Here is a 20,830-nt window from a genome sequence, read left to right as displayed (position 1 = left end):
GTGTATATGCGTATATTGCATCTTGTGCATCAATATCTGCCCGAGCAATTGGGTGGCGTCGAATTGTACACTTGGTGGTTGACACAGGCGCTTCGGATGCGCGGGTGGGAGACGTCCATTTTTGTTCCTTTTCATACAGCACATACGTATCCAGCGTTTGAACAGCCCCCAACTCTTTATTTTGGCTATGTAAATGGTAAAGCGCCCTCGACATCACGCCGATTTGTAGCAACTTTTTCTTCACCGGGTTTGCATACTGCCTTTGAGCGGGTATTGGACGAGATACAGCCCACTATTGTTCATGTGCAACATCTTATGGGAATGCCAGTTTCTATTTTTGACTCTTTGCGTGCTCGCGGTATTCCTTACGTCATCACCCTACACGATTACTGGTGGGTATGCGCTAATGCGCAATTGTTGACGAACTACGACCATACGATTTGTGATGGCCCCCGAGCCTACCTCAATTGTGGGCGCTGCGTAGCGGCGCGTTTAGGGTCCTCTTTGGCACAGGTTGCTATTCCCGCATTTGCGTTGACCGCAGCGGCACGAAATCACTTGTTGCGGAACGTGTTGTTGGGGGCGGAGCTCTTACTGGCGCCAACAACGTTCGTGAAGCAATGGTATGAGACACGTGGCATACCGGCTGAAAAGATTCAAATATTGGTGCCTGGTGTCGAGCCGCCACGTGAGTTTCTTAAGACCTCCACAAACAAGCGCTCTGTGGTGCGATTTTTGTATCTAGGCGCATTAGCGCCGCAAAAGGGCGTGCATGTTGTATTAGAGGCCTTTCGCCGTTTGGAGGGGGATGCGGAACTTTGGGTTGCCGGACATTCTGCTCATGACCAGGCTTATGAGGAAACATTACGTGCACTGGCTACGCCACGTGTGCGTTTTTTGGGGACGCTCAATCGTGAGCATGTTTGGCAAACACTGAGTGAAGTTGATGTGGTGCTCGTACCCTCATTGTGGTATGAAACATACTGTTTTGTGGCTCACGAGGCATTTGCCGCCGGGCGACCGGTGATTGCCTCTAATCTTGGAGTGCTGGCTGAACGTGTGGACCATGAAGTGAATGGCTTGCTGGTTGAACCAGGTAATATAGAAGCCTGGCGGGAAGCCATGCAACGTGTTGTAGATGATCCTACACTCCTCGTGCGTTTGCGAGAAGGTATTCCATCGTTAAAAACGATTGATGAACATGCCGAGGAAATCATTCAAGTTTACACCAGGCTGGTTTCTTCTGTAACGTCCTCCTGATGTTCGTGCTTTCTTTACCGTCCAACGAGTGGTAAGAAGATGTTTTGACCGGCAACTGTAAGGTGGATGGCGGGTGCAGTATTGTTCGCGACGCCCAAAGGCAAGAGCGTATAGGCCTTTGAAAACGCGAATGGGCTGAGAAGATACGTCCCTGCCGGGAGTGTCAGCGAGAAGGATATGGTACGCGTTTCGTGAGGCGCTAGATTGATATCACGCATGAAGGTAAGATGATTGGGGATCAGTACATCATTTTGGCGTGGGGCAATGCCCACAATTGGAAGCTGCAATGGCTTCGTGCTGGTGTTGGCGAGCGTGAGCGTAAGCGTGAAGGTCTCCCCTGCAGCAATGGTTGACGGGCTGATTGTGGGTGAAACCGGGATGATAAGTGGGGTACTCAATCCGTCTGGTGGCTCGGATGAATGTAATGACGTTGGGGAAGATGGCGTGGGTGTGGGGAAATCTGTGGGAGCAAACGTGATTGCTTCGGCTAGGTACGCTTGCCCAATGTGCGGAGGTTCCCCCCCGAACAGATCGTCAATGGGTTGTGAGGGGGCGTGCAAATGCGCGCCATATTTCAACTCAAAGTGGAGATGCGCCCCTTCAGCCCCTGTATGCCCGGCATACCCCACGATATCGCCTTGTCGGACAGCATCACCAACAGCCACCGTTACGCCGTTGAGGTGAACATAGCGCGTAAACCATCCTCCGCCATGATCAATGTAGAGAATCAAGGCATCGCCAAGATTTTTTGACAATGGCAAGCCTACTTCCCAGGTAATAGCCGCCACGACACCATCAGCCGCGGCGACAATGGGCGTACCTTCAGGTGTAGCAAAATCAACGGCGTAGAACATACTTCCCTGATGTTGGTAGCACCCATAGCCACAGGTGACCACATACGTTTCACCAGGAAGAAATGGCAACCGCAAAGATGGGCGTGGTGAAAGCGGTTCTTCAGCTGCAGTAGGCGTAACAATACCAAGTACGCCAATGACAAGGAGGCAGAGCAATCCAAATCGCTTCATGATGAACCGGTTATGCTGGTTGGTTGGGCGCAGACTATAACATACTCTCTGGCTTTTGACGAACATTTTGCCAATGTGCTCGATTTGTCTATATTCACCGTATCGAATTTGGCAACCGCCGCGGCGCAAGGCTCGCGGCGGTTCGCATGTTGGTCGGTACTGAGTGGGGTGAAGACGAATGACGGCACAGGAATCACCGTTTACATATCGCGTTTATGCCAACCGTCCGCGTCCAATGCGTGAAGCATTACGGGAAATTTGGCGTTATCGCGGGTTGTTGCAAAACCTGGTGTTGCGCGATTTGAAGGTGCGTTACAAGAATAGCGTTCTAGGTGTGCTGTGGTCTTTACTCAACCCTTTGCTCATGATGATGGTGTTTACCATTGTGTTCACCGTCTTTCGCCACAACCCAATTCCGCATTTTCCCGCCTTCGTCTTAATTGGCATTTTGTCATGGAATTTGTTTGTCGCTTCGATTATGTCCGGTACGAATAGTATTGTGATGAACGCACCGCTAATTACGAAGGTTTATTTTCCACGTGAAATTTTGCCGATTGCGGTTGTGTTGAGTAACACGGTCAACTTTTTACTGGCGCTTCTGGTGCTTTTTCCTGTGTTGTTGTTGCAGGGCCTTCCTATCACCATTCACGCGCTCTGGATACCGGTGATTTTGCTCATTCAAATTTGTTTCATGCTAGGGCTCGTCTTTATTTTTAGCACGATGCAGGTTTTTTACCGAGATACCATCATGGTGCTCGATGTGCTCATGCTAGCAGGCTTTTTCCTGACCCCCATCTTCTACCCGCTGGAAACGATCCCCGCCACAAAAGAAGTGTGGGGCATGGTGTTGCCGGTGCACCGTTTGGTGCGCTGGCTCAATCCGATGGCCAGCATCATTGATTCGTACCGCATTGTCTTGTACGGGACAACACAAGCCCCGCATCCCGCACCACCTGCGCTTGATTTTATGCTTCGCACAGGCGTGACAGCGTTGTTGGTGCTCTGGTTCGGGTGGATGGTGTTCCGGCGGTATAGCGGACGCTTTGGCGAAGAGGTTTGACCTATGGCGACAGGCGCGGAAGAAAAGCCGCTGGTGACTGTGCTCTTGCCGGCTTATAACGAGGAATTGGCAATTGGCGCTGATTTGCAGCGCATCATCGAGACGATGGACGCCAGTGGCTATTCGTACGAAATACTGGTTGTTGATGACGGGAGCACCGACCGTACCGCTGAAATTGCCGCCAGTTTTCCCGGCGTGCGTGTTTTACAACATGCACGCAATCGTGGAACGGGTGCGGCGCGCACGACCGGGCTTTTGGCGGCGCGTGGCACGTTTGTGCTGATGAGCGACGCGGATGGAACCTACCCGAACCAGGATTTGCCCCGCCTGGTCGAGCGGCTTTTAGATGGAGCGGATATGGTGGTTGGTGCGCGCCGGGTGGAAATGGGAACGTTGCGCTGGCTACGCGTGCCCGCCAAAGAGTTCATCCGGCGGTTGGCTTCTTACATGACCGGCACGCATATCCCGGATTTGAATAGCGGGTTTCGCGGGGTGCGGCGCGATGTGGCGCTCCGTTTCTTACATATCTTGCCCACGACGCATTCCTGGGTCAGTACGATTACGCTGGCGTTGCTCTCAAATGGGTATCGCGTGGATTACATTCCCATTGACTACTACCCGCGTGTGGGGCATTCATCGTTCCATCCGTTGCGCGATACCTACAATTACCTTTCATTGGTGTTGCGCACGATTACGTACTTCAATCCGTTGAAAGTGTTCTTGCCCGTGAGCATTTTGATGTTCATCTTGGGCATCCTCAAAGTGATTCGCGACCTTGTGCAGTTTAGCGATTTCAAGGAGAGCGATGTGCTCATTCTGGTGGTGGCGGTGCTCATTGGCATGCTGGGCTTGCTGGCTGACCTCATGGTGACGCATGGCCGCGCACGCTATATTCCCGATGTGCCGAAGGGCGTGCGTGAAATCTCCTCAGGCGAGCGAGCCGAGGAAACACCGCTTTCCGAAGAACATGTTTAGCAGTCTCATGCGTTGAGTGCTAACAGGGAATTGACACGTATACCCCAACCGTGTATAATGCGCGGCGTTATCAGATACCACCATGAAGATGCAAGAGTGGGAGCAGACGAGGAGGAAACCCATGCCAACCTATGTGTACCGATGCAAGGTGTGCGGCACGGAATTTGAGAAAGTGCAGAGTTTCAATGAACCGGCTGTCGCCACATGCCCAAATGGACATGAAGAAACGCGCCGCGTTTTTGTGCCGGCGGGCATCATTTTCAAGGGTTCGGGGTGGTACATTACGGATAGCCGCAAGAGCAACAACGGCGGCAATGGGAAAAGTGAATCGAGCAGTACCAGTAGCGAATAAAACAGAGGGTAATGAAAATATGCCGGCGCTGAGCAAGCGCCGGTTTTTTGTTTAGAGCAACCCTAACCGCTTCAACAGGCGGCGTTGTTCCGGCGGAAGATACACATTCCAGCGTTCTATGAAGTGCGCCCGTAGTTGCCAGAACGCATGTATCTGGTGCGCAATCACACGCTCGTATTGCTCCGGCGCCGTTGTCCATGTGGCGTCAAGGGCGGCGGCGCGTGCCAGATAGAGCGGAAAAAGCGCGTAAATCACACGGTCAGGGTCGCCATCCCCCTGATGGTAGAGCACCAGCAAATCGTACACACACCGCGCCCAAAAATCATGTGGGCATGGCCACAGCGCACCATGCATGACGGCTTCAGCCATATCCAGCATCTCCGGCGTGGAGAAGGCTTCTTTCCAGTCGTCGCGGAGTGCGGGCGTCCAGGCCTCTTTGGCGCGCATCAACCATTGGCGGGCTTCCTCTGTTTGGGGAAGGTCGCGCCATTGTGGGGCGGGCGTTTGGACGAGGGCTTCTGCATTTTCTAGCCCATGCCAATAGGTGCGGTAAAAGTAAACGAAGCGGAAGAACGTGCCCACTTGTTGTAAGAACCGCAAGCGCCGCGTACGGTCGCGCGTGTTTTTGGCTCGGCGCATCGGGGCTGGTGCTGGAATCGCTCCGACACGCGCCCCGTTGAGCAGCACTTCCATCGTCAACCACGCATCAATGCCATAGCGTGCTACGTCAGTCTCCCAGACGTCGGCTTCAACAATGTACCGGGCAATGCCTGCCGACATTGCGCGTTCGGTGGCGAGCGGATGGCGGAGTGGAATGCCGAACAAGGCTTCGGCAAGTGGGGTCATCAGGCTATCTTGAATAAAAAAGGGTGGCGAGATAGTCGTATAGTGCGCGATAGCATAATCCAGTGTTTTGTTGACAACCGGTTGCGCCAATTGTTCAACCCAGTCGGGGGCAATGTTGAGCATGTTGGGGTCGAGCCACACGATGGTTTCAGCCTGTAATGCGAGTGCGGCTTCCAGGGCGGCGGCAAACAATTCACCACGCCCCGTCAAACCGCCGGGGCGCACGAAAATCGTGCGCACGTCAAACTGTTCGCGTTCTACAATTGGACCTGCACCAGATTGCCCCCACGCCGAGGAATCCACCAGCAATAACGCACTCTCCTCAAACGCACGCAGTGCGGGCGCTATGCTTTGCGCGCGCGCCCGAATGGCGCTTCCTTGCCGATACCCGGAAATCACCACCACAACACGCGCCGGGGGGCTTTGTTCCAGAGCACTCAATAACGACGACGAAAGATGCATGGTTCACGCCCTTCCCTGAAACTCCGTTTTTGGCTCATCTGTTCTCATGATACAATCGAATAAGAGCATGTCGAAACACTTTTAGAAAGTAGAGGAGTCGTCTATGCGTCGCGTTTTTAAATGGTTCGCCTTTTTGTTCGGTCTTGTTGGCGGTTGGTTTCTCTTCAAGTGGTTGTGGGAATCGTGGCAACCGCAACAGATTGTCTCAGCGCCCATGCCAACAGTTGAACCCGAGCGCATTGAACCCTTGGAGACCAGCACAACGTCGCCCGCGCCGCCGACATCTACACCTGCGGAGCAGACATCACCTGCGCCTGAACCTGCTCCATCACCACAAACGCTCCCAGAAGAAGCGCCGCTTGCCTATTGCGTGCGGTGCCGCAAGAAACAGCCCGTGAACAACCCCGTGTACGAAACAACACCCAAAGGGCGACGGCGCTTGCGAGGCACATGCGCCGTATGCGGCGCCAAGGTAAGCCAGTTCGTCAAAAGCACCTGAGCCCCTACACGGGGCTTTTTTCATCGGCTTTGTCGGAAATCAACACGGTGCCAGCAGGCTTCTTGCCCTTCCACAAAATTGCCCGTGTTCAAGATTTGCACGCGCGGGCTGAGTTGCCGCCCCGCTTCGTCCACCACTTCTACAATCCACGTATCGCGTTGATTGCTGATGACGACATCGTACCACCCCGGCGGCTCGGTTTTGGTGACGACGGGCGGAATGTCGTTGCCGTAAATATCGAACACGTGAACACGCACCCCTGGCAATGGGTTGCCGTTTCGATCGTACACATACCCATAAATGTAGTAGCCCGCACATCCACGCTCAAAATCCGGTGTTTGCAACGCCACCTGGAACGGAAACGTGGGCGTCGCCGTCGGCGGTGGCGGTGCGGTGGGGCGCGGTGTGGGCGTGTTGAAGAAAACCGGCACCAATGGCGGCAATGGGGTAGGCGGTAGCGCAGTCGGCGCAAATGTTGGAATCGCCGCGACAATCGGCGGCTGCGCCGTAGGCGTCAGCAAGGCGCTTTCCAGCGTCGGCGATGGCGTCGGCGATGGCGTCGGACGAACCGAAAAGGGGGTGAACGTTGGCGGCGCGATATGAGGCGTTGGCGTAATCACCTCGGCGCTGCCGATGCCCCACACGCCGGCTGTGCGCACAGATTGCGCCACCCAATAGACGCCGGCACAAATTATCAGCATCACAACCAGAAAGGCGATTGCTGTTCCACGCCCACCATTTTGCACGTCGGCACCTCATCAAGATGACGAAAGGCGACGCGCTGGTCGCCTTTTCGTGTCGTTTGGTCAATCCGTCTAGGCGTCCTCAGCCGGGCGGCTCTTGAACAGAATTTGCCACGCACCCGTTTGGACGACCGTATCGTCTTGCTTGATGACATCCACATTGAATGTCACTACACCGCCCCCCAGGCGGCGCATGGGGCGCAAGTTGCTTACCGTCACGCGCACTTTGATGGTGTCGCCAATGAAAATGGGGGCTTTGAATTTCCATTCGAGCCCCAGAAAGGCTTGCACGGTGTCGCCCAGAAAGCCCAAATGTGTGCAAAGACCGGACGCAATCGAAAGCCCCAGCAAGCCGTGCGCAATGCGCCGCCCAAACATCGTTTGCGAAGCGTGGACTTCGTTGGTGTGAATGGGGTTGAAGTCGCCTGAAAGCCCGGCGAAGTTGACGATGTCGGCTTCGGTGACGGTGCGACCGCCGGTTTCAAAGACCATGCCTTCTTCAAATTCCTCGAAGTAGCCTGCTTGAATGGGCATGCCGTGCTCCTTTTGTTCGTTGGTTCACGCTCGCTCGCGATTATACGGTGGACGGGCGCGGCGTCAATCACTCTCGCCGCAATACTCTGCGTAGGCGTCGGGGGTATCCAGGTCAATCAGCACGCCGGGGTCGTCCACCGGCACAAGGTGTGTCTGCCCGGCAAGCCGCTTGAACAATGCCCGTCCCCCCGTATCGCCTTGCAGGCGTGCCAGGTCGGCAAAGTATTCCTGGTCGAACAGCACGGGGTTGCCCCGCTGCCCGGCATACTCAGGGGCGATGAGCGCGGCGGCGTGTTGGCGGTGGGCTTCCACCAGGGCGCGAATGGTTGCGGGGGTGATGAGCGGCTGGTCGGCGAGCAGGAAGCACGCCGCGCCCACGGTGGGCGGAAGCGCCCGGACGCCCGCCGCGACAGATGTGGCTTGCCCTTCGGCATAGGCTGCATTGAAAACTACCTGCACGCCCAAAGGCTCGACCGCCGCCGCCACACGTTCCGCCTCGTGCCCCACGACCACGATGATGGGGGCAAGCCCCGCTTGCTGCGCCACGCGCACCACATGCGCGACCATGGGCGTCCCCCGCCAGTCGAGCAGTTGCTTGGTGCGCCCGAAGCGGCTGGCTTGCCCGGCGGCAAGCACCACCCCGGCGACACGTGTGTGCCGTTCACGCACGGGGGGCGTGCGCCGCACCGCCGCCAAAAGGACGCCATGCAGATGCTCGGCGTGCAAGGCGTGGGCGGCTACCTCGCGCGCGGTGTGCAGGGTCTGTTCATCTTCCACCTTGTTCAGCAGGACGTAGAACGCCGCCCCTGCGGGCAAGGCTTTGGCGCCGCCCTGGGGATGCGTGAGCACGTGGGCTACATCCGACGGCGTCAGCACCTCGCCGAACGCGCGCCCCGTCAATGCCGCTACACGTTCCGGGCGGTGTACGATGTCGGGAGTGAGCGGTGCGCCCACACATTCGATGCCGGCGATAGCCACAAGATGCGTGGTTGAAGCGGGCACAACCGGCTCATGCTCGGCGGGCGCTTTGAGCGGATGGCGACGGCTCCCGTCCGCTTCGACGATGACGGCGTCCACGTCGGGGCGCGCGATGAGCGTATCAACCGCTTCCGGGGGAATACCGGGGCGCTTGGTATCGCCTTCGCGCGGCGCGGCAACCAGCACGTGCCCGTAGCGGTCCAATGCTGCGGAGAGCGTTTCCAGTTCGGGCAGGGGCACGATGGCGGGCGCTTCTTGCGCCTGGGCTTCAAACAGGCGGGTGGTGGTGGTGCTCACAACGCGCCAGCCGCGGGCGGCGAGTTCATTCGCCAGGCGATACATGGTGCTCGTTTTCCCACCCCCGCCCACAATGCTGACGACGCTTTTGGGTTTGATGCGCAGAGCGGTGCTCAGGTTCATGGGTGATTGACTCCACAGGTTGCGCTAGGACAACGACATACGGCATGGCGTGGGCATACTGTACCCCGACGGTTCTTGGACAAACACGCATGGAGGTACGTATGCCATCTGAAACACCGTTTTTTGTTGAAGATATTGCTTCGGCGGTTGGTGAAATTCCCGCTGATGGTATTCTCAGCCGCACAGTGTACAAAGCCGCCAATGTGCGCGTTGTGTTGTTTGGTTTTGGCGCCGGCCAGGAATTGACCGAACACACATCGCCCTACCGCGCGACGCTCATTGTTGGGCGTGGGCGCTTGCGGGTAACCGTTGGCGCGGAAACCTTCGAGTGCGCCGCGGGTTCGTGTCTTATCATTCCGCCGCAAGCGCCGCATGGGCTCTACGCGTTGGAAGAGAGCGCCTTCCTGTTGCTCATGACAGGGGCATAGTCGGCGCGTCCAGCCATGCCAGTGCTCGCACCGGCGCCCCATCGGCGTCGCGGATGGGCAGGGGCAGGGCGGCAAATCCAAAGAGCCGTCCTCGCGGCAAGCGGTCGAGGTTCGTCAAATTTTCGATGATGACGAAGTTCGCCGCGAACAGAATACCGTGAATGCGAAAGGTGTCGGCGTTGATTGGGTCTACTGAGGCCACATCCACGCCGACACCTTTCAATTTGAAGGTTGCCAGCCATTCGGCGGCTTCGGGCGAGAGCGTGGGATACGCCTGGTAGTAGTCGGGTTGCTTCCAGCGCCGCCACCAACCGCTGTCAAGGAGCACAAAATCGGCGCGGGCGATGAGGTCGGCGGCGGATTGCAGGGTGCTTTGCTGAATCAACGCGCCGTCTTCCGCCACGTCCACCACACAAGCGCGCCCCACGAAGGTTTCCAGCGGCAGTTGGTCGAGCGTTTGCCCGTTGAGAACCATGTGGGCGGGCGCGTCCATGTGTGTGCCGGTGTGCGATGTAAACGACAGGCTTTTTTCGGCGAACCCGTCCTGTTCGATAGTGGCGCGCTGGGCGACATGGACGGGGGGCGTGCCGGGATAGACGGGCATGGCGTCTTCGATGGGGTGAGAAAGGTCGAACATGGTCATAGGGCTTCCTTTTTGTTTTTGATGGTCTGCGTCTCCCGACGTCTCTGCTCAATTTTGAGAAATGCAGCGCCTTCATGATACTACACCGGCACGCTGGTGGAAACCGAAAGGGAAGCGCACGAGGGAAGCATATGGCAGCCTCGATTCTCATCATCGAAGACGACGCCAAAATTAGCGAGATGTTGCGGCGCGGGCTGTTGTTTGAAGGGTATCGCGTCGAAACCGCGCCGGATGGGCCAACCGCGCTGGAAAAACTGCGCCAATTTACGCCCGACCTCATTATCCTGGACTGGATGTTGCCCGGCATGGATGGGTTGGAAGTGCTGAAACGGATTCGCGCGGCGTTGCCGGATGTGCCCGTGCTCATGTTGACGGCCAAAGATAGCGTCGCCGACCGTGTGCTGGGCTTGGAGAGCGGGGCGGATGATTATCTGGTGAAACCCTTTGCATTTGAAGAGTTGCTGGCACGCATTCACGCCTTGTTGCGCCGCCGCCAGCCGACGAGCGACCAGGGCGTTCTGCGCTTTGCCGATTTGACCCTGGACACCAACATGCGCATTGCCAAGCGGGGCGACCGCGTGATTGAGTTGACGCCGACCGAATACGAGTTGCTGGAATTTTTCATGCGCAACCCGCGCCAGGTGCTCCCGCGAGATTTGATTTACGAACGTGTCTGGGGGTACGATTTCAGCGGTGAAAGCAATTTGCTGGATGTCTATGTGCGCTACCTGCGCAACAAGTTGGAAGCCGAGGGCGAGCCGCGCCTGATTCACACTGTGCGCGGTGTGGGGTACATTTTGCGTGAACCGGATGCTGTATGAGTGAACAAACGCCGCTTCTGCGCACCAGCCGCTTCGATTATATCCCCCTGCGTGTACGCCTCACGCTCTGGTATGTGGGCTTGCTGGGGCTGATTTTGATGATTTTCGGCGCGCTGCTCTACGTCTTGCTAGCGCAGCAGGTGCGCCAGCGTGATGATGCGCTCGTGCGCGATGTGGTGTTGCAAATTGAAAGCGCCCTGATTGAAGAATACGAAGTGCGCCAGCGCCATCCCCCCGCTTCCATTTCCATGCCTGCGCTGGATACATTTTTGCCGGCGAGTACGCCCATGTTCGTGCAGGTGTTGTCGCCGGATGGAGTGGTGCGGATGCGCAATAGCCTGCTGGGCGATTCTGTTTTGCCGCGCTACCGGGAAGACCTGGAACGGGCGGCGGCGATGCGCGAGATGGTTGTACGCACCTTGTTGCTGGATGAGAGTGCGGGCGGCAGTTATCTGCGCTACGTCAACCTGTACACCTATCCGGTGTATGTTGGCAACACCTTGATTGGCTACATTCAGGTTGCCTACCCGCTGGCTGAAACCGAGCGCATGCTCCGCCAACTCGCAGTGGCTATTTTCGGTACAGTCGTCGCGGTCTGTCTGGTGGCGCTGATTGGGGGGAGTTTTTTGGCGCGGCGGGCGCTTCGTCCCGTCGAACGGGTGACCCAGACGGCCTTGCAAATCACCCGCGCCGAAGACCTGACGCGCCGTATTCCCAAGCCGGCGGCGGATGATGAAATTCGCCACCTGGTGGAAGCGTTCAATGAAATGCTGGCGCGGCTGGAAGAAGTGTTCCGCGATCAACAACGCTTTGTGGCTGATGTGAGCCACGAATTGCGCACGCCGTTGACCACGTTGCAAAGCACGGTGGATTTGCTGCGACGTGGGGCGTTTGAAACGCCTGAGCAGCAAGCCGAAGCCCTGACGATGATTGCCAGCGAGGTGGCGCGGCTCAAGCGCCTGGTGGACGACCTGATGCTGTTGGTGCGCGCCGATGCCGGCGAGACTCTGCAATACGAACCTGTGGAACTCGATATGCTGTTGCTGGATGTCTATCGGCAGGCGAAGGTGCTGGCGCGAGCGAGCGGCAAGCCTTTGGAAGTGCGGCTGGGGCATGAAGACCAGGCGATTGTGCGGGGCGACCGCGACCGCCTGCGCCAGTTGATTTTGAACCTGGTGGACAACGCCATCAAGTACACACCCGAAGGTCGTATCACGCTTTCGCTCTACCGCGAGGATGGTTGGGTGCGGCTCGAAGTGGAAGATACGGGTATTGGCATACCCAAAGAGGCGCAGCCGCACCTCTTTCGGCGGTTCTATCGGGTGGACCGCGCCCGCTCGCGTGAACTGGGCGGCACGGGGTTAGGGTTGGCGATTGTGCAGTGGATTGCTGAGGCGCACGGCGGCTACGTAGATGTCGAAAGCGAAGAAGGCAAGGGAAGCCGTTTCATTGTGTATCTTCCGATTTGGCAGCCTTCGCCTCGCGACCATTCAGGCGGCGCAGAAGCGGCAACAGTTCATCCAGCGAGCGAATCACATCGCAATCCGCCGGGGCGGGACGTTGTGAACGATCAATGAGCACCGGATGCAGCCCCGACGCCCGTGCGCCCATGATGTCGGTCATGTAGGTGTCGCCCACATAGATGGCTTCTTCCGCCCGCACGCCACTGCGTCGCAAGGCAATGTCGAAGAGCAGCGGCGACGGTTTCCCCACACCGTGCAGCGCACTCACCACAACAAAATCAAAGTACGCATGCAAGTCTAGGTGGTCGAGAATGCGCGGCAGTTGGCTGTTCCAATCACTCAACGCCCCCAGGATAAACCCTGCGGCTTTCAATTGTTCCAGCACGGTGTGCGTTTCGGGAAAAGGCGTCCACCCATCGGGTTGCCAGTAATGGTCTTGAATGCGGTCGGCGAGAGCCGTCCACGCCTCTTCGGGCAGCCCCAGCAGGCTGAACAAGTGGGCGTAGAACCCGCGCCAGTACGTGCGGATAAGGTCGTCGTCGCCCCACATGTCAAGGTCGCGCCCGGTGCGAGGCCAAAAATGTTCGTTGAAGGTGCGCCGCAACGCCGCGCTGAATACGTGCGGCTCGATGGCAAAACCGGCATCGTTCAGAATGCGCAAGGGGTCAACAACGGGGTAAATCAGCGTCCCGCCAACGTCAAAAATCACAGCACGAATCGGCATGGCTATGCTCCTGAAAGCGTGTTTTCCCGGATGAAGTCCATCACACGTTGATACACTTCTTCCGGTGTAAGGTGGGTTGTGTCGAGAATCAAGTCGGCGTGGGCGTAGGCGTGTTGCAGGCGCTCACGCTCCTGCGCCAGATACGTATCGTTCAGCGTGTGGCCCGGACGACGGCGGCGCAGGGTTTCGTTGTCCGCGTCGAGATAGATGAGCACGTCGGGTTTGCTGAGGCGTTGCCACATATCGGGAACGTAGGAATGTTCTTGCGCCGGCATCCGTGCGTCCCATCCTTCGGCACGCAATCGGCGTACCAGCGTGCTTTTGCCGCTGGCGCATGGTCCCACGACGGCAATGCGCGGGCGTCTGGTGGTCATTTTCGCGCTCCCGGCGGCGGAACTGGGAATTGCACTTTGAGCCGCCGAATGTCGGGCGCGCCGTTGCGTGGCAAGAGCGCCATGGTCATCACACTCAAATCATCTTTTGGAAAACCACCGTCCAGCGCCAGCGCCCGGTCGAGCAGATGGTTGGCGACGCGTTCCGCACCGGGCCAGCCGTTGTGGGCGGTGAACAAGCCGCGCAGTTCGTTTGCAATCGCATCGGTGGAGAATTGCTTGCCGCCGGCTTCCAGCACGCCGTCGGTGAAGCAGATGACCGCCAGATTGGGGCGGAGCGGCAGTTCCGTAATGCTGGGGCGTGTCTTGCGGTAGAGCCCGATGGGCGTGCTCGCTTCGTCGAGCCAGGTAAAGGTCTCTTCTTGCACAAGGAGCGCCGGCGTTTCCGTGTTGCGTGTCAGCACCAGCGTATCGCTTTCAAAATCAATGCTAATGATTTGCAAATCGGCGCGCACTTTGCCTTTGCGCGAGGTGTAGAGGTAATCATGCGCGGCGCGGGCGGCGACGCCGTCGCGGGCGCCTTCTGCCAGCAACGCCACAACTTTGCGCGCCACCAGGTTCGAGATGGCTTTGGCGGAGCGCCCCGAGCGTTGCCCGTCCACGAGCACGAACGACAGCCCGCCGTGGGGGCGTTCAATCATTTCCAGCGTATCGCCGCTTTCCCGCGACGCATATTTTCCGATTTTGGCGGCGGCGGCATCAACCAGCATGGCTTCCTCTGCTCCCTGACTATGGCGCCGGATAGGCGACGGGCGTTGACGTTGGGAAGGGTGTCCCCGGCGGCGGATAGGCGCCGTTCGGGTCGAGCGTGGCGGTGGGGAATGGCGTGGTTTGCGGCGCCGGGTAGGCGTCGGGTGTGGCGGTGGGTATCGGCGTCTGCGTCGGCGACGCTGTGGGGGAAGCGCGCGTTCCCCCTGACGCCGTGGTTGCCGTTGGTTGCGCTGTGGCGGTGGCGGTGTTGATGGGCGCGGTTGAGGGCGTTGGCGACGTGGGCGCGACCGTGCTGGTTGGACGTGTGGGGGGCGGTGTTGCCGCCGGTGTTGTCGTTGGCGTGGCGTCGGCTTCCGCTGTGAGCGATGGCGTGGGCGGCGTTTCGCGGTTCGGCAAGAAAAACCCGTTCGGGCGGGTGGGCAAGGCGGGGGGGGAAGGGGTGGCGGTGGGCGCGGCCACATACGCGACTTCACCCAATGAAGCCGCCACCAGCAAGCCATACCCCAGTGTAGCGACCCCTAACAAAATCACCAGTGTGAGACTGGCGAACAAAAGGGCAGCATTCGTATCCAATCGGTTCGGCACGCTTCTCGCTCCCATGTTTGCGGTGGTGGCGGATTATAGGAGAGAGCCGGGAAGGATACAAGCCCCTACCCGTCATATCGTCGGAGTGCCGGGTATTTCCACGCCACCCACAACGTCAAAAGCACCGTTGCCAGCCCGCCGGAGACAATGGCGAACGATACACCCAACCACGACGCCACCAATCCGGCTTCCAGTTCGCCCAGTTGTGGCCCGCCCATGAAAAAGACCATGTTCACCGAGGTCATGCGCCCGCGCAGGTGGTCGGGCGTGAGCACCTGGCGGAGCGTGCCCCGAATAACGGTTGAAACCGTGTCGGCGGCGCCGGTGAGCGCAAAGAAGAGATACGAAAGCCAGAAGACGGTCGAAAGCCCGAAGAAGGCGGTCGCCGCGCCGTACACCGCCACGCTCGACAGCAAGACCAACCCTTGGTGCCGAATCTGGCGGCGGAGTGAAAGCACCAACCCCGCAATCAGTGCGCCCACGGCTTGCGCGGTCGCCAGAATGCCGTAGCCCGTCGGGCCAACGTGCAAAATCTCGCTAGCGACCAGGGGCAACATGGTGCGTGCTGATGAGAAGAAGGTAGCGAAGAAGTCCAGCAGCATGGTGCTCCAAATGAGACGGGTGCGATATGTGAAGCGCACGCCTTCCAAGAAGGCGTCCAGTGTGAGCCCGCTCAAATCCACTGCGGCGCGCCCCCGGTAGTGCATCCGCCAGAGCGCTATGAGCACAGCCCCGAATGAAAGCGCGTTGACCGCGTACACCCAACCAATGTTCGAGCGGGCAATCAGGACGCCCGCCAGCGCCGGCCCAAGGATGGTGCCGATTTGCCACAAGAGCGTGTTGAGGCTGATGGCGTTGGCGAGGTGTTCACGCGGGACAAGGTTGGGGACGAGCGATTGCCGCGCGGGATTGTCAAAGGCGCTGGTGGCGGCGAGCGCCGCTGTGAGCAGGTAGATGGTGAGCACGTTCACGCGCCCGCTAAACGTGAAGAATGCCAGCATGAACGCCAACAGTGCGGCGGTGGATTGCGTCCACATCATCAGCCGTCGGCGGTCAATCGCATCGGCAAGCATGCCCCCCAACAGGGCAAACACCACAATCGGGACCACACGCACCAACCCCAACGCGCCCAAACCGAGCGCATCTACTCCAATGTCAAAGGTGCGCCCCAACACGTGCAGGGTGTGGCGTTGCCCCTGAAGCAACGTGAAAATGTGCCAACTCACGGCGGCTTGTTGCATTTGTGAGCCAAGCGTGGAAACCAACTGCCCGAACCAGAGCAGGCGAAAATCACGATAGTTGAGTGCGGCAAAACGCGAGAAGCGTTTCATCTTGTTTCACCCTCTCCCCATTCAAAAAGGGCACGGCGTGCACCGTGCCCTCGTGTTCATCTGTACGCAGGCTTACGCGGGCGCACGTCCGTAGAGTGTCGCCAATTCCGCCAATCCGTCCAAATGACCTTGCGTCAGCGCGTCGGGGAGCAGCCGCCAGCGCCAGTTGCCACCGGGGCGTCCCGGATAGTTCATGCGGGCTTCCGAGCCAAGCGAGAGCACATCTTGCACGGGGAAAATCGCCCAGACCGCCGGCGATTGCGCCCCCAGGCGCATGAGCGCCCACGCCACATCGTCGGGTTGATAGCCGAGGTAGCGGCGTAGCATCTCGCGTTCGTGCGGCGTGGCTTGTTCGTACCAGCCGCGGGTTGTGTCGTTGTCGTGCGTGCCGGTGTACACCACCATGGGCTTGGTGTAGTTGTGCGGCAAGTGTTCGTTTGCGGGGCCGTCGTCGAAGGCAAACTGCAAAATGCGCATTCCCGGGAACCCAAAGCGGTCGCGCAGGGCAACAACTTCGGGCGTAATCATGCCCAGGTCTTCGGCGATGAAGGGCACATCGCCCAGCGCCAGTTTCAACGTGTTGAAGAGCGTCGCACCGGGACCCTTCACCCAGCGCCCATTGACGGCGGTGGGTTCGCCGTAGGGCACTGCCCAGTAGGCTTCAAACCCGCGGAAATGGTCCAGGCGAATGACGTCTACGGTGCGCAGGGTGTGGCGCACACGCGCAACCCACCAGGCGAAGTTTTGGGACGCCATGACATCCCACCGGTAGAGCGGGTTGCCCCACAACTGCCCTGTTTCGCTGAAATAGTCGGGCGGCACGCCGGCGACTTCGATGGGCAACCCGTCTTCATCGAGACAGAAAAGGTGTTGGTTTGCCCAGACGTCGGCGCTATCGTAGGCGACATAAATCGGAATATCGCCCATGATGAGCACGCCGCGCTCGTTGGCGTAGGCTTTCAGTGCCGACCATTGGCGGAAGAAGAGATATTGCTGGAATTTGTGCGCCATGATATCGCCCGCCAGCCGCATGCTGTAATGCAGCAACGCTTCAGGCTCACGGCGGCGGACTTCCACAGGCCACTCGTTCCACGGACCGCCGCCAAAATGGCTTTTGAGCGCCATGAAGAGCGCGTAATCGTGCAGCCATTCGCCGTCATGTTCGGCGCAAAACGCTTCAAAATTGGCGCGTTCCTGTTCGTCCGCCATGCGGTCAAAGCGGTCAAAGGCTTCGCGCAAGAGGGGTTTCTTCCAGGCAATCACACCGCCGTAATCCACTTCGTGCGCCGGAAAGTCGGGCGCATTGGCAAGCGCCTCAGGCGCGATATAGCCGCGGTTGGCTAACGATTCCAGGTCTATCAGTAAGGGATTGCCGGCAAAAGCGGAGTGGGTTTGATAGGGGGAATCTCCAAACCCTGTTGGTCCCAGGGGCAGAATTTGCCAGATACGCTGGCGTGCGCGCACCAGCGTATCCACCCAGCGATACGCCATTTCGTTGATTTCGCCAATGCCGTAGCGCCCCGGCAAAGAAGTGGGATGCAAAAGCAAGCCCATGGCACGTTGTAAGTTCATGGTGTCCCTCACATATTTTGATGAGATTTTTTGGGAACGTTCTCAAATGCGTGTGTCGGCAGTGTACCAGCAAATGCCTGGAATTTCAAATCGGCTTTTGCGCCTTTCATTGGTGCAGGTGTTTGCGTTTTTATCCTCATGCGCCATAATACGAGCTGGCTTTCTATCTTTGGAGAAGGCGATATGGAACTGGAATGCGTCTTTGTCGGACAGGGACTTTTACAAGCCGAAGTTGCCAAGAGCAAACTCGAAGCGTTTGGCATTCCCGCCATCCTGCAATATGAGAGCGTTGGTCCCATCTATGGTCTCACGGTTGACGGGCTGGGGCAAGTCAAGGTGATGGTGCCCGCAGACCTGGCCGACGAAGCCCGCCGACTACTCAATGAAGAGCATCCTGACGCGGACGATACCGCTCGATAGCCTACTCCTGTTCCCTTTTCGTGCTCTTCATTCTCTTCTTCAATCCATTCACCGCACGAGGAGAGCCCCAACCCGTTCCTCGTCAGAAGGTGTATGAGGCGTGCCATGAAAAAGGTGTACGTGCGCATAGCTGTTTTTTTCATGGTGACCGTGGCGGCGGTTGCCGTCACAGTCTGGTGGTGGGCGCTCCGCGACCTCCCCTCAATTGACCAACTCAACGAGCAGGTGTTGCGCCCTTCCATCTTCATCTACGACCGCCACGGCTGGCTTTTATACGAATACACGGGCGAAGAAGGCAAACACGCCCCCATCTCCCTCGACCGTGTTCCTGAGGCGTGCATACACGCCACCCTGGCGACAGAGGACGCCGGTTTTTATCACCACCCCGGCATTGATTGGCGTGGGATTGGGCGTGCTGTGTGGCTCAACCTTCGGGAAGGGCGTTTGGCGGCCGGTGGTTCGACCATCACCCAGCAGGTGGTGCGTATGCGTTTGTTGGGTGATGAGCGCTACGAACGCACATGGCGGCGCAAGGTGCGCGAAGCGGTCTTGGCGCTGCAACTTGAACGCCGCTATGGCAAAGACGATATACTGAGTTTTTACCTCAACGATATTTACTATGGCAATTTTGCGTATGGCATCGAAGCGGCGGCGCAAGCCTACTTTGGCAAACATGTGTGGGAACTGGATACGGCGGAATGCGCGTTGCTGGCGGGATTGCCGCAAGCCCCTGCGCTCTACAACCCGCTGGTGAATCTGGAAGCCGCGCGTGAACGCCAGCGCACTGTGTTGCGGCTCATGGTGCGCAACGGGTTTTTGTCCAGCGATGAAGCCGACCTCGCCGCCCATGAGACGTTGCATTTTGCCGCCAGCCCCTTCAAGATTGAAGCCCCGCACTTTGTGATGTACGTGCTCCACATACTGGAAACCGAGTTTGCCGAATACACCCGCGCGGCAACCCAGAGCCTGCATGTGTACACCACGCTCGACCTGGGCATTCAGGATGTCGCCCAGCGCGCCGTGATCAATCGCCTGGAAGAATTGCAAGCCACCGCCTCGTTCGACCGCAACGTCCACAACGCCGCCGTTGTGGTGCTCGACCCCCAAACGGGCGATATTTTCGCTATGGTGGGCAATCGCGATTATTTCGATGTGGCGACCGATGGCGCGGTGAACGTGGCGCTCATGCCGCGCCAGCCCGGCTCGGCGCTCAAACCTATTACCTACGCCACCGCGTTCGACCCGCAACACGCCCCCAACGGGCAACCGCTTTCCCCCGCTACGGTGCTCAGCGATGTGCCGACCACTTTTACCACCAACGACGGCAAAGCCTACATGCCCGTCAACTTCGACCGTCGCCACGTAGGACCTATCTCGCTGCGTGAGGCGCTTGCCACCAGCAACAACGTGCTGGCGGTGAAGGTGTTGCAGTATGTTGGCGTCGAAAAAATGGTCGCCGTTGCCCGTTCGCTCGGCATCACCAGCCTGAGCGACCCCGCTCGCTACGATTTGACCGTGACGCTGGGCGGCGGTGAAGTGACCTTGCTGGAACTGACGAACGCTTACGCAACGTTTGCCACCCTGGGCGTCTGGCATCCAACACGGGCGCTCTTGCGGCTGGAAGATGGCGGCGGGCGCGTGCTGTGGGAAGCGCCGCCCCCGCCCGGCGAACAACGGCTTGACCCGCGCGTGGCGTTCCTCATCAGCGACATTCTCGCCGACCCCGACGCCCGCGCCCCCGCCTTTGGGCGCTACAACCCCCTCACGCTTTCGTTCCCCGCCGCCGCGAAAACAGGCACCACCACCGATTTCCGCGATAACTGGACGGTTGGCTATACCCCCGAACTGGTGGTTGGCGTCTGGGTGGGGAACACCGACAACTCATCCATGCGAAACGTCAGCGGCGTGGATGGCGCGGGACCCATCTGGCGCGATGTCATGCAAACTGTTCTGCGCGACCAGCGCCCCACATGGTACACCCCGCCCGATGGACTGGTGCGCGTCGAAATCTGCACCGCCAGCGGCTTATTGCCGACGCCGCTCTGCCCGTATCGGCGATTGGAGTGGTTTCTAGAAGGGTACGCCCCCACCGAATACGACCACTCGTTTGTGGAACTCACCATTGACGCCGCCACAGGGTTGCTCGCTGATGAAGGGTGTCAGGGACCTTTCGTCAAGCGGCTCTACCGCCTGCCGCCGCCCGAAGCGCAAACCTGGGCGCAAGAAAATGGCTGGCTGCTCCCGCCCACCCAATCGTGCCGCGCTGTGGCTGTGCATCTCGCCGACGATGACACCATCAGCATCACCTCACCCTATCCCGACGCCCACTACCGCCTTTCAGCAACCCGCCCGCGTGATGTGCAACGCATTCCCATCACCGTCGCCGGCGCGTTTCCGCGCGCCGTCCAATCAGGCGTTCTCCTGCTTGACGGCGAGCCAATTGCGCACTTCCGCGAACTGCCTTTCACTCTGTTTTGGACACTGCAAGAAGGCGAACACAGCGTGTATGCCGTTGTGGATGACAAAACAACCGAGACCGTGCGTTTTATTGTTCAGCCGCCGAAGTGAAAAAAGATAAACATTCAA

The 20,830-nt window shown here is 58.6% G+C and carries 21 protein-coding genes and 1 pseudogene; 10 read left to right on the top strand and 12 right to left on the bottom strand.

Features of this window, described 5'->3' with window-relative positions:
- The first annotated feature begins 6 nt into the window (after positions 1-6).
- A complete protein-coding gene (locus SE16_RS15495; protein WP_082374439.1) occupies positions 7-1,260 on the top strand; it encodes a glycosyltransferase family 4 protein in 1,254 nt (417 codons plus the stop codon).
- A 14-nt stretch (positions 1,261-1,274) separates the two neighbouring features.
- Here SE16_RS15495 and SE16_RS12165 read toward each other — a convergent pair whose 3' ends face one another.
- Positions 1,275-2,285, bottom strand: a complete 1,011-nt coding sequence (locus tag SE16_RS12165) for a peptidoglycan DD-metalloendopeptidase family protein (RefSeq protein ID WP_160317046.1) — start codon at positions 2,283-2,285, stop codon at positions 1,275-1,277.
- 235 nt (positions 2,286-2,520) lie between these two features.
- On the opposite strand from SE16_RS12165, the gene SE16_RS12160 reads away from it, so the two are divergent.
- The 3 genes from SE16_RS12160 (at position 2,521) to SE16_RS12150 (ending at position 4,672) form a co-directional block, all read left to right on the top strand.
- Positions 2,521-3,345, top strand: a complete 825-nt coding sequence (locus SE16_RS12160; protein WP_082374446.1) for an ABC transporter permease — start codon at positions 2,521-2,523, stop codon at positions 3,343-3,345.
- A 3-nt stretch (positions 3,346-3,348) separates the two neighbouring features.
- Entirely contained in the window at positions 3,349-4,320 is a 972-nt protein-coding gene (locus tag SE16_RS12155; protein WP_054494051.1) for a glycosyltransferase family 2 protein, read from the top strand.
- A 121-nt stretch (positions 4,321-4,441) separates the two neighbouring features.
- On the top strand, positions 4,442-4,672 hold the full coding sequence (locus SE16_RS12150; RefSeq protein WP_054494052.1) for an FmdB family zinc ribbon protein: 231 nt from the start codon (positions 4,442-4,444) through the stop codon (positions 4,670-4,672).
- A gap of 51 nt (positions 4,673-4,723) precedes the next feature.
- On the opposite strand, the gene SE16_RS12145 is transcribed toward SE16_RS12150, so the two are convergent.
- A complete protein-coding gene (locus SE16_RS12145; protein ID WP_054494053.1) occupies positions 4,724-5,980 on the bottom strand; it encodes a hypothetical protein in 1,257 nt (418 codons plus the stop codon).
- A gap of 103 nt (positions 5,981-6,083) precedes the next feature.
- Here SE16_RS12145 and SE16_RS16230 point away from each other — a divergent pair, with 103 nt between their 5' ends.
- Positions 6,084-6,479, top strand: a complete 396-nt coding sequence (locus tag SE16_RS16230) for a DUF5679 domain-containing protein (RefSeq protein ID WP_054494054.1) — start codon at positions 6,084-6,086, stop codon at positions 6,477-6,479.
- Positions 6,480-6,499: 20 nt separating this feature from the next.
- Here the strand turns inward: SE16_RS16230 and SE16_RS15845 are convergent, their stop codons facing one another.
- From SE16_RS15845 to yqeC, 3 genes are all read right to left on the bottom strand, one after another.
- A complete protein-coding gene (locus SE16_RS15845; RefSeq protein ID WP_161804541.1) occupies positions 6,500-7,180 on the bottom strand; it encodes a carboxypeptidase-like regulatory domain-containing protein in 681 nt (226 codons plus the stop codon).
- Positions 7,181-7,294: 114 nt separating this feature from the next.
- Positions 7,295-7,756, bottom strand: a complete 462-nt coding sequence (locus tag SE16_RS12130; protein ID WP_054494056.1) for a MaoC/PaaZ C-terminal domain-containing protein — start codon at positions 7,754-7,756, stop codon at positions 7,295-7,297.
- Between the two features lie 63 nt (positions 7,757-7,819).
- Positions 7,820-9,154: a selenium cofactor biosynthesis protein YqeC gene (yqeC, locus tag SE16_RS12125; protein WP_054494057.1), complete on the bottom strand. Its 1,335-nt coding sequence runs from the start codon at positions 9,152-9,154 to the stop codon at positions 7,820-7,822.
- Positions 9,155-9,255: 101 nt separating this feature from the next.
- On the opposite strand from yqeC, the gene SE16_RS12120 reads away from it, so the two are divergent.
- The gene (locus tag SE16_RS12120) at positions 9,256-9,582 is read left to right on the top strand and encodes a cupin domain-containing protein (RefSeq protein WP_054494058.1); all 327 of its coding nucleotides are present in this window, start codon (positions 9,256-9,258) and stop codon (positions 9,580-9,582) included.
- Here the strand turns inward: SE16_RS12120 and SE16_RS12115 are convergent.
- A complete protein-coding gene (locus SE16_RS12115; protein ID WP_200907459.1) occupies positions 9,566-10,219 on the bottom strand; it encodes a cyclase family protein in 654 nt (217 codons plus the stop codon). The two genes, SE16_RS12120 and SE16_RS12115, sit on opposite strands and share 17 nt — an antisense overlap.
- Before the next feature lie 137 nt (positions 10,220-10,356).
- Between SE16_RS12115 and SE16_RS12110 the strand changes: the two genes are divergently transcribed.
- Both SE16_RS12110 and SE16_RS16625 read left to right on the top strand, forming a co-directional pair.
- The gene (locus SE16_RS12110; protein WP_054494060.1) at positions 10,357-11,046 is read left to right on the top strand and encodes a response regulator transcription factor; all 690 of its coding nucleotides are present in this window, start codon (positions 10,357-10,359) and stop codon (positions 11,044-11,046) included.
- A pseudogene (locus tag SE16_RS16625) lies at positions 11,043-12,452 on the top strand (sensor histidine kinase); the annotation flags it as partial. The gene SE16_RS12110 and the pseudogene SE16_RS16625, both read left to right, overlap by 4 nt.
- Positions 12,453-12,492: 40 nt before the next feature.
- On the opposite strand, the gene SE16_RS16515 reads toward SE16_RS16625, so the two are convergent.
- The 6 genes from SE16_RS16515 to malQ all read right to left on the bottom strand — a co-directional run bounded on the left by SE16_RS16515 (position 12,493) and on the right by malQ (position 17,824).
- On the bottom strand, positions 12,493-13,233 hold the full coding sequence (locus SE16_RS16515) for an HAD family hydrolase (protein WP_082374444.1): 741 nt from the start codon (positions 13,231-13,233) through the stop codon (positions 12,493-12,495).
- A 2-nt stretch (positions 13,234-13,235) separates the two neighbouring features.
- Complete coding sequence (locus tag SE16_RS12100; RefSeq protein ID WP_054494062.1) at positions 13,236-13,607, bottom strand: RNase adapter RapZ; 372 nt, start codon at positions 13,605-13,607, stop codon at positions 13,236-13,238.
- Positions 13,604-14,335, bottom strand: a complete 732-nt coding sequence (locus tag SE16_RS12095; RefSeq protein ID WP_054494063.1) for a SpoIIE family protein phosphatase — start codon at positions 14,333-14,335, stop codon at positions 13,604-13,606. The genes SE16_RS12100 and SE16_RS12095 overlap by 4 nt, the downstream gene beginning before the upstream one ends.
- Positions 14,336-14,354: 19 nt before the next feature.
- Positions 14,355-14,921, bottom strand: coding sequence for a hypothetical protein (locus SE16_RS12090; protein ID WP_152968832.1), 567 nt, complete (start codon positions 14,919-14,921; stop codon positions 14,355-14,357).
- Between the two features lie 65 nt (positions 14,922-14,986).
- A complete protein-coding gene (locus SE16_RS12085) occupies positions 14,987-16,252 on the bottom strand; it encodes an MFS transporter (RefSeq protein WP_054492498.1) in 1,266 nt (421 codons plus the stop codon).
- Positions 16,253-16,324: 72 nt separating this feature from the next.
- Positions 16,325-17,824 carry a 4-alpha-glucanotransferase gene (gene malQ, locus SE16_RS12080; RefSeq protein ID WP_054492497.1) on the bottom strand — a complete coding sequence of 500 codons (1,500 nt, stop codon included), beginning with the start codon at positions 17,822-17,824 and terminating at the stop codon, positions 16,325-16,327.
- A gap of 183 nt (positions 17,825-18,007) precedes the next feature.
- Here malQ and SE16_RS12075 point away from each other — a divergent pair, with 183 nt between their 5' ends.
- Both SE16_RS12075 and SE16_RS12070 read left to right on the top strand, forming a co-directional pair.
- A complete protein-coding gene (locus SE16_RS12075) occupies positions 18,008-18,244 on the top strand; it encodes a putative signal transducing protein (protein ID WP_054492496.1) in 237 nt (78 codons plus the stop codon).
- A gap of 105 nt (positions 18,245-18,349) precedes the next feature.
- Positions 18,350-20,812, top strand: coding sequence for a transglycosylase domain-containing protein (locus SE16_RS12070; protein WP_060687649.1), 2,463 nt, complete (start codon positions 18,350-18,352; stop codon positions 20,810-20,812).
- Positions 20,813-20,830 lie beyond the last annotated feature (18 nt).

The organism is Ardenticatena maritima (assembly GCF_001306175.1).
In the GTDB taxonomy this organism is placed as follows: domain Bacteria; phylum Chloroflexota; class Anaerolineae; order Ardenticatenales; family Ardenticatenaceae; genus Ardenticatena; species Ardenticatena maritima.
Note: the sequence above shows the minus strand (reverse complement) of the source record. Positions and strands in the feature narration are given on the sequence as shown.

What these genes read in the sequence shown, in the direction of transcription:
- SE16_RS12145 (WP_054494053.1), bottom strand. Translation starts at nt 5,980, where the DNA reads ATGCATCTTTCGTCGTCGTTATTGAGTGCTCTGGAACAAAGCCCCCCG.
- SE16_RS12075 (WP_054492496.1), top strand. Translation starts at nt 18,008, where the DNA reads ATGGAACTGGAATGCGTCTTTGTCGGACAGGGACTTTTACAAGCCGAA.
- SE16_RS15845 (WP_161804541.1), bottom strand. Translation starts at nt 7,180, where the DNA reads ATGCTGATAATTTGTGCCGGCGTCTATTGGGTGGCGCAATCTGTGCGC.
- malQ (WP_054492497.1), bottom strand. Translation starts at nt 17,824, where the DNA reads ATGAACTTACAACGTGCCATGGGCTTGCTTTTGCATCCCACTTCTTTG.
- SE16_RS12120 (WP_054494058.1), top strand. Translation starts at nt 9,256, where the DNA reads ATGCCATCTGAAACACCGTTTTTTGTTGAAGATATTGCTTCGGCGGTT.
- SE16_RS12085 (WP_054492498.1), bottom strand. Translation starts at nt 16,252, where the DNA reads ATGAAACGCTTCTCGCGTTTTGCCGCACTCAACTATCGTGATTTTCGC.
- SE16_RS12070 (WP_060687649.1), top strand. Translation starts at nt 18,350, where the DNA reads ATGAAAAAGGTGTACGTGCGCATAGCTGTTTTTTTCATGGTGACCGTG.
- SE16_RS12130 (WP_054494056.1), bottom strand. Translation starts at nt 7,756, where the DNA reads ATGCCCATTCAAGCAGGCTACTTCGAGGAATTTGAAGAAGGCATGGTC.
- SE16_RS15495 (WP_082374439.1), top strand. Translation starts at nt 7, where the DNA reads ATGCGTATATTGCATCTTGTGCATCAATATCTGCCCGAGCAATTGGGT.
- SE16_RS12150 (WP_054494052.1), top strand. Translation starts at nt 4,442, where the DNA reads ATGCCAACCTATGTGTACCGATGCAAGGTGTGCGGCACGGAATTTGAG.
- SE16_RS16515 (WP_082374444.1), bottom strand. Translation starts at nt 13,233, where the DNA reads ATGCCGATTCGTGCTGTGATTTTTGACGTTGGCGGGACGCTGATTTAC.
- SE16_RS12165 (WP_160317046.1), bottom strand. Translation starts at nt 2,285, where the DNA reads ATGAAGCGATTTGGATTGCTCTGCCTCCTTGTCATTGGCGTACTTGGT.
- yqeC (WP_054494057.1), bottom strand. Translation starts at nt 9,154, where the DNA reads ATGAACCTGAGCACCGCTCTGCGCATCAAACCCAAAAGCGTCGTCAGC.
- SE16_RS12155 (WP_054494051.1), top strand. Translation starts at nt 3,349, where the DNA reads ATGGCGACAGGCGCGGAAGAAAAGCCGCTGGTGACTGTGCTCTTGCCG.
- SE16_RS12110 (WP_054494060.1), top strand. Translation starts at nt 10,357, where the DNA reads ATGGCAGCCTCGATTCTCATCATCGAAGACGACGCCAAAATTAGCGAG.
- SE16_RS12100 (WP_054494062.1), bottom strand. Translation starts at nt 13,607, where the DNA reads ATGACCACCAGACGCCCGCGCATTGCCGTCGTGGGACCATGCGCCAGC.
- SE16_RS12095 (WP_054494063.1), bottom strand. Translation starts at nt 14,335, where the DNA reads ATGCTGGTTGATGCCGCCGCCGCCAAAATCGGAAAATATGCGTCGCGG.
- SE16_RS16230 (WP_054494054.1), top strand. Translation starts at nt 6,084, where the DNA reads ATGCGTCGCGTTTTTAAATGGTTCGCCTTTTTGTTCGGTCTTGTTGGC.
- SE16_RS12115 (WP_200907459.1), bottom strand. Translation starts at nt 10,219, where the DNA reads ATGTTCGACCTTTCTCACCCCATCGAAGACGCCATGCCCGTCTATCCC.
- SE16_RS12160 (WP_082374446.1), top strand. Translation starts at nt 2,521, where the DNA reads ATGCGTGAAGCATTACGGGAAATTTGGCGTTATCGCGGGTTGTTGCAA.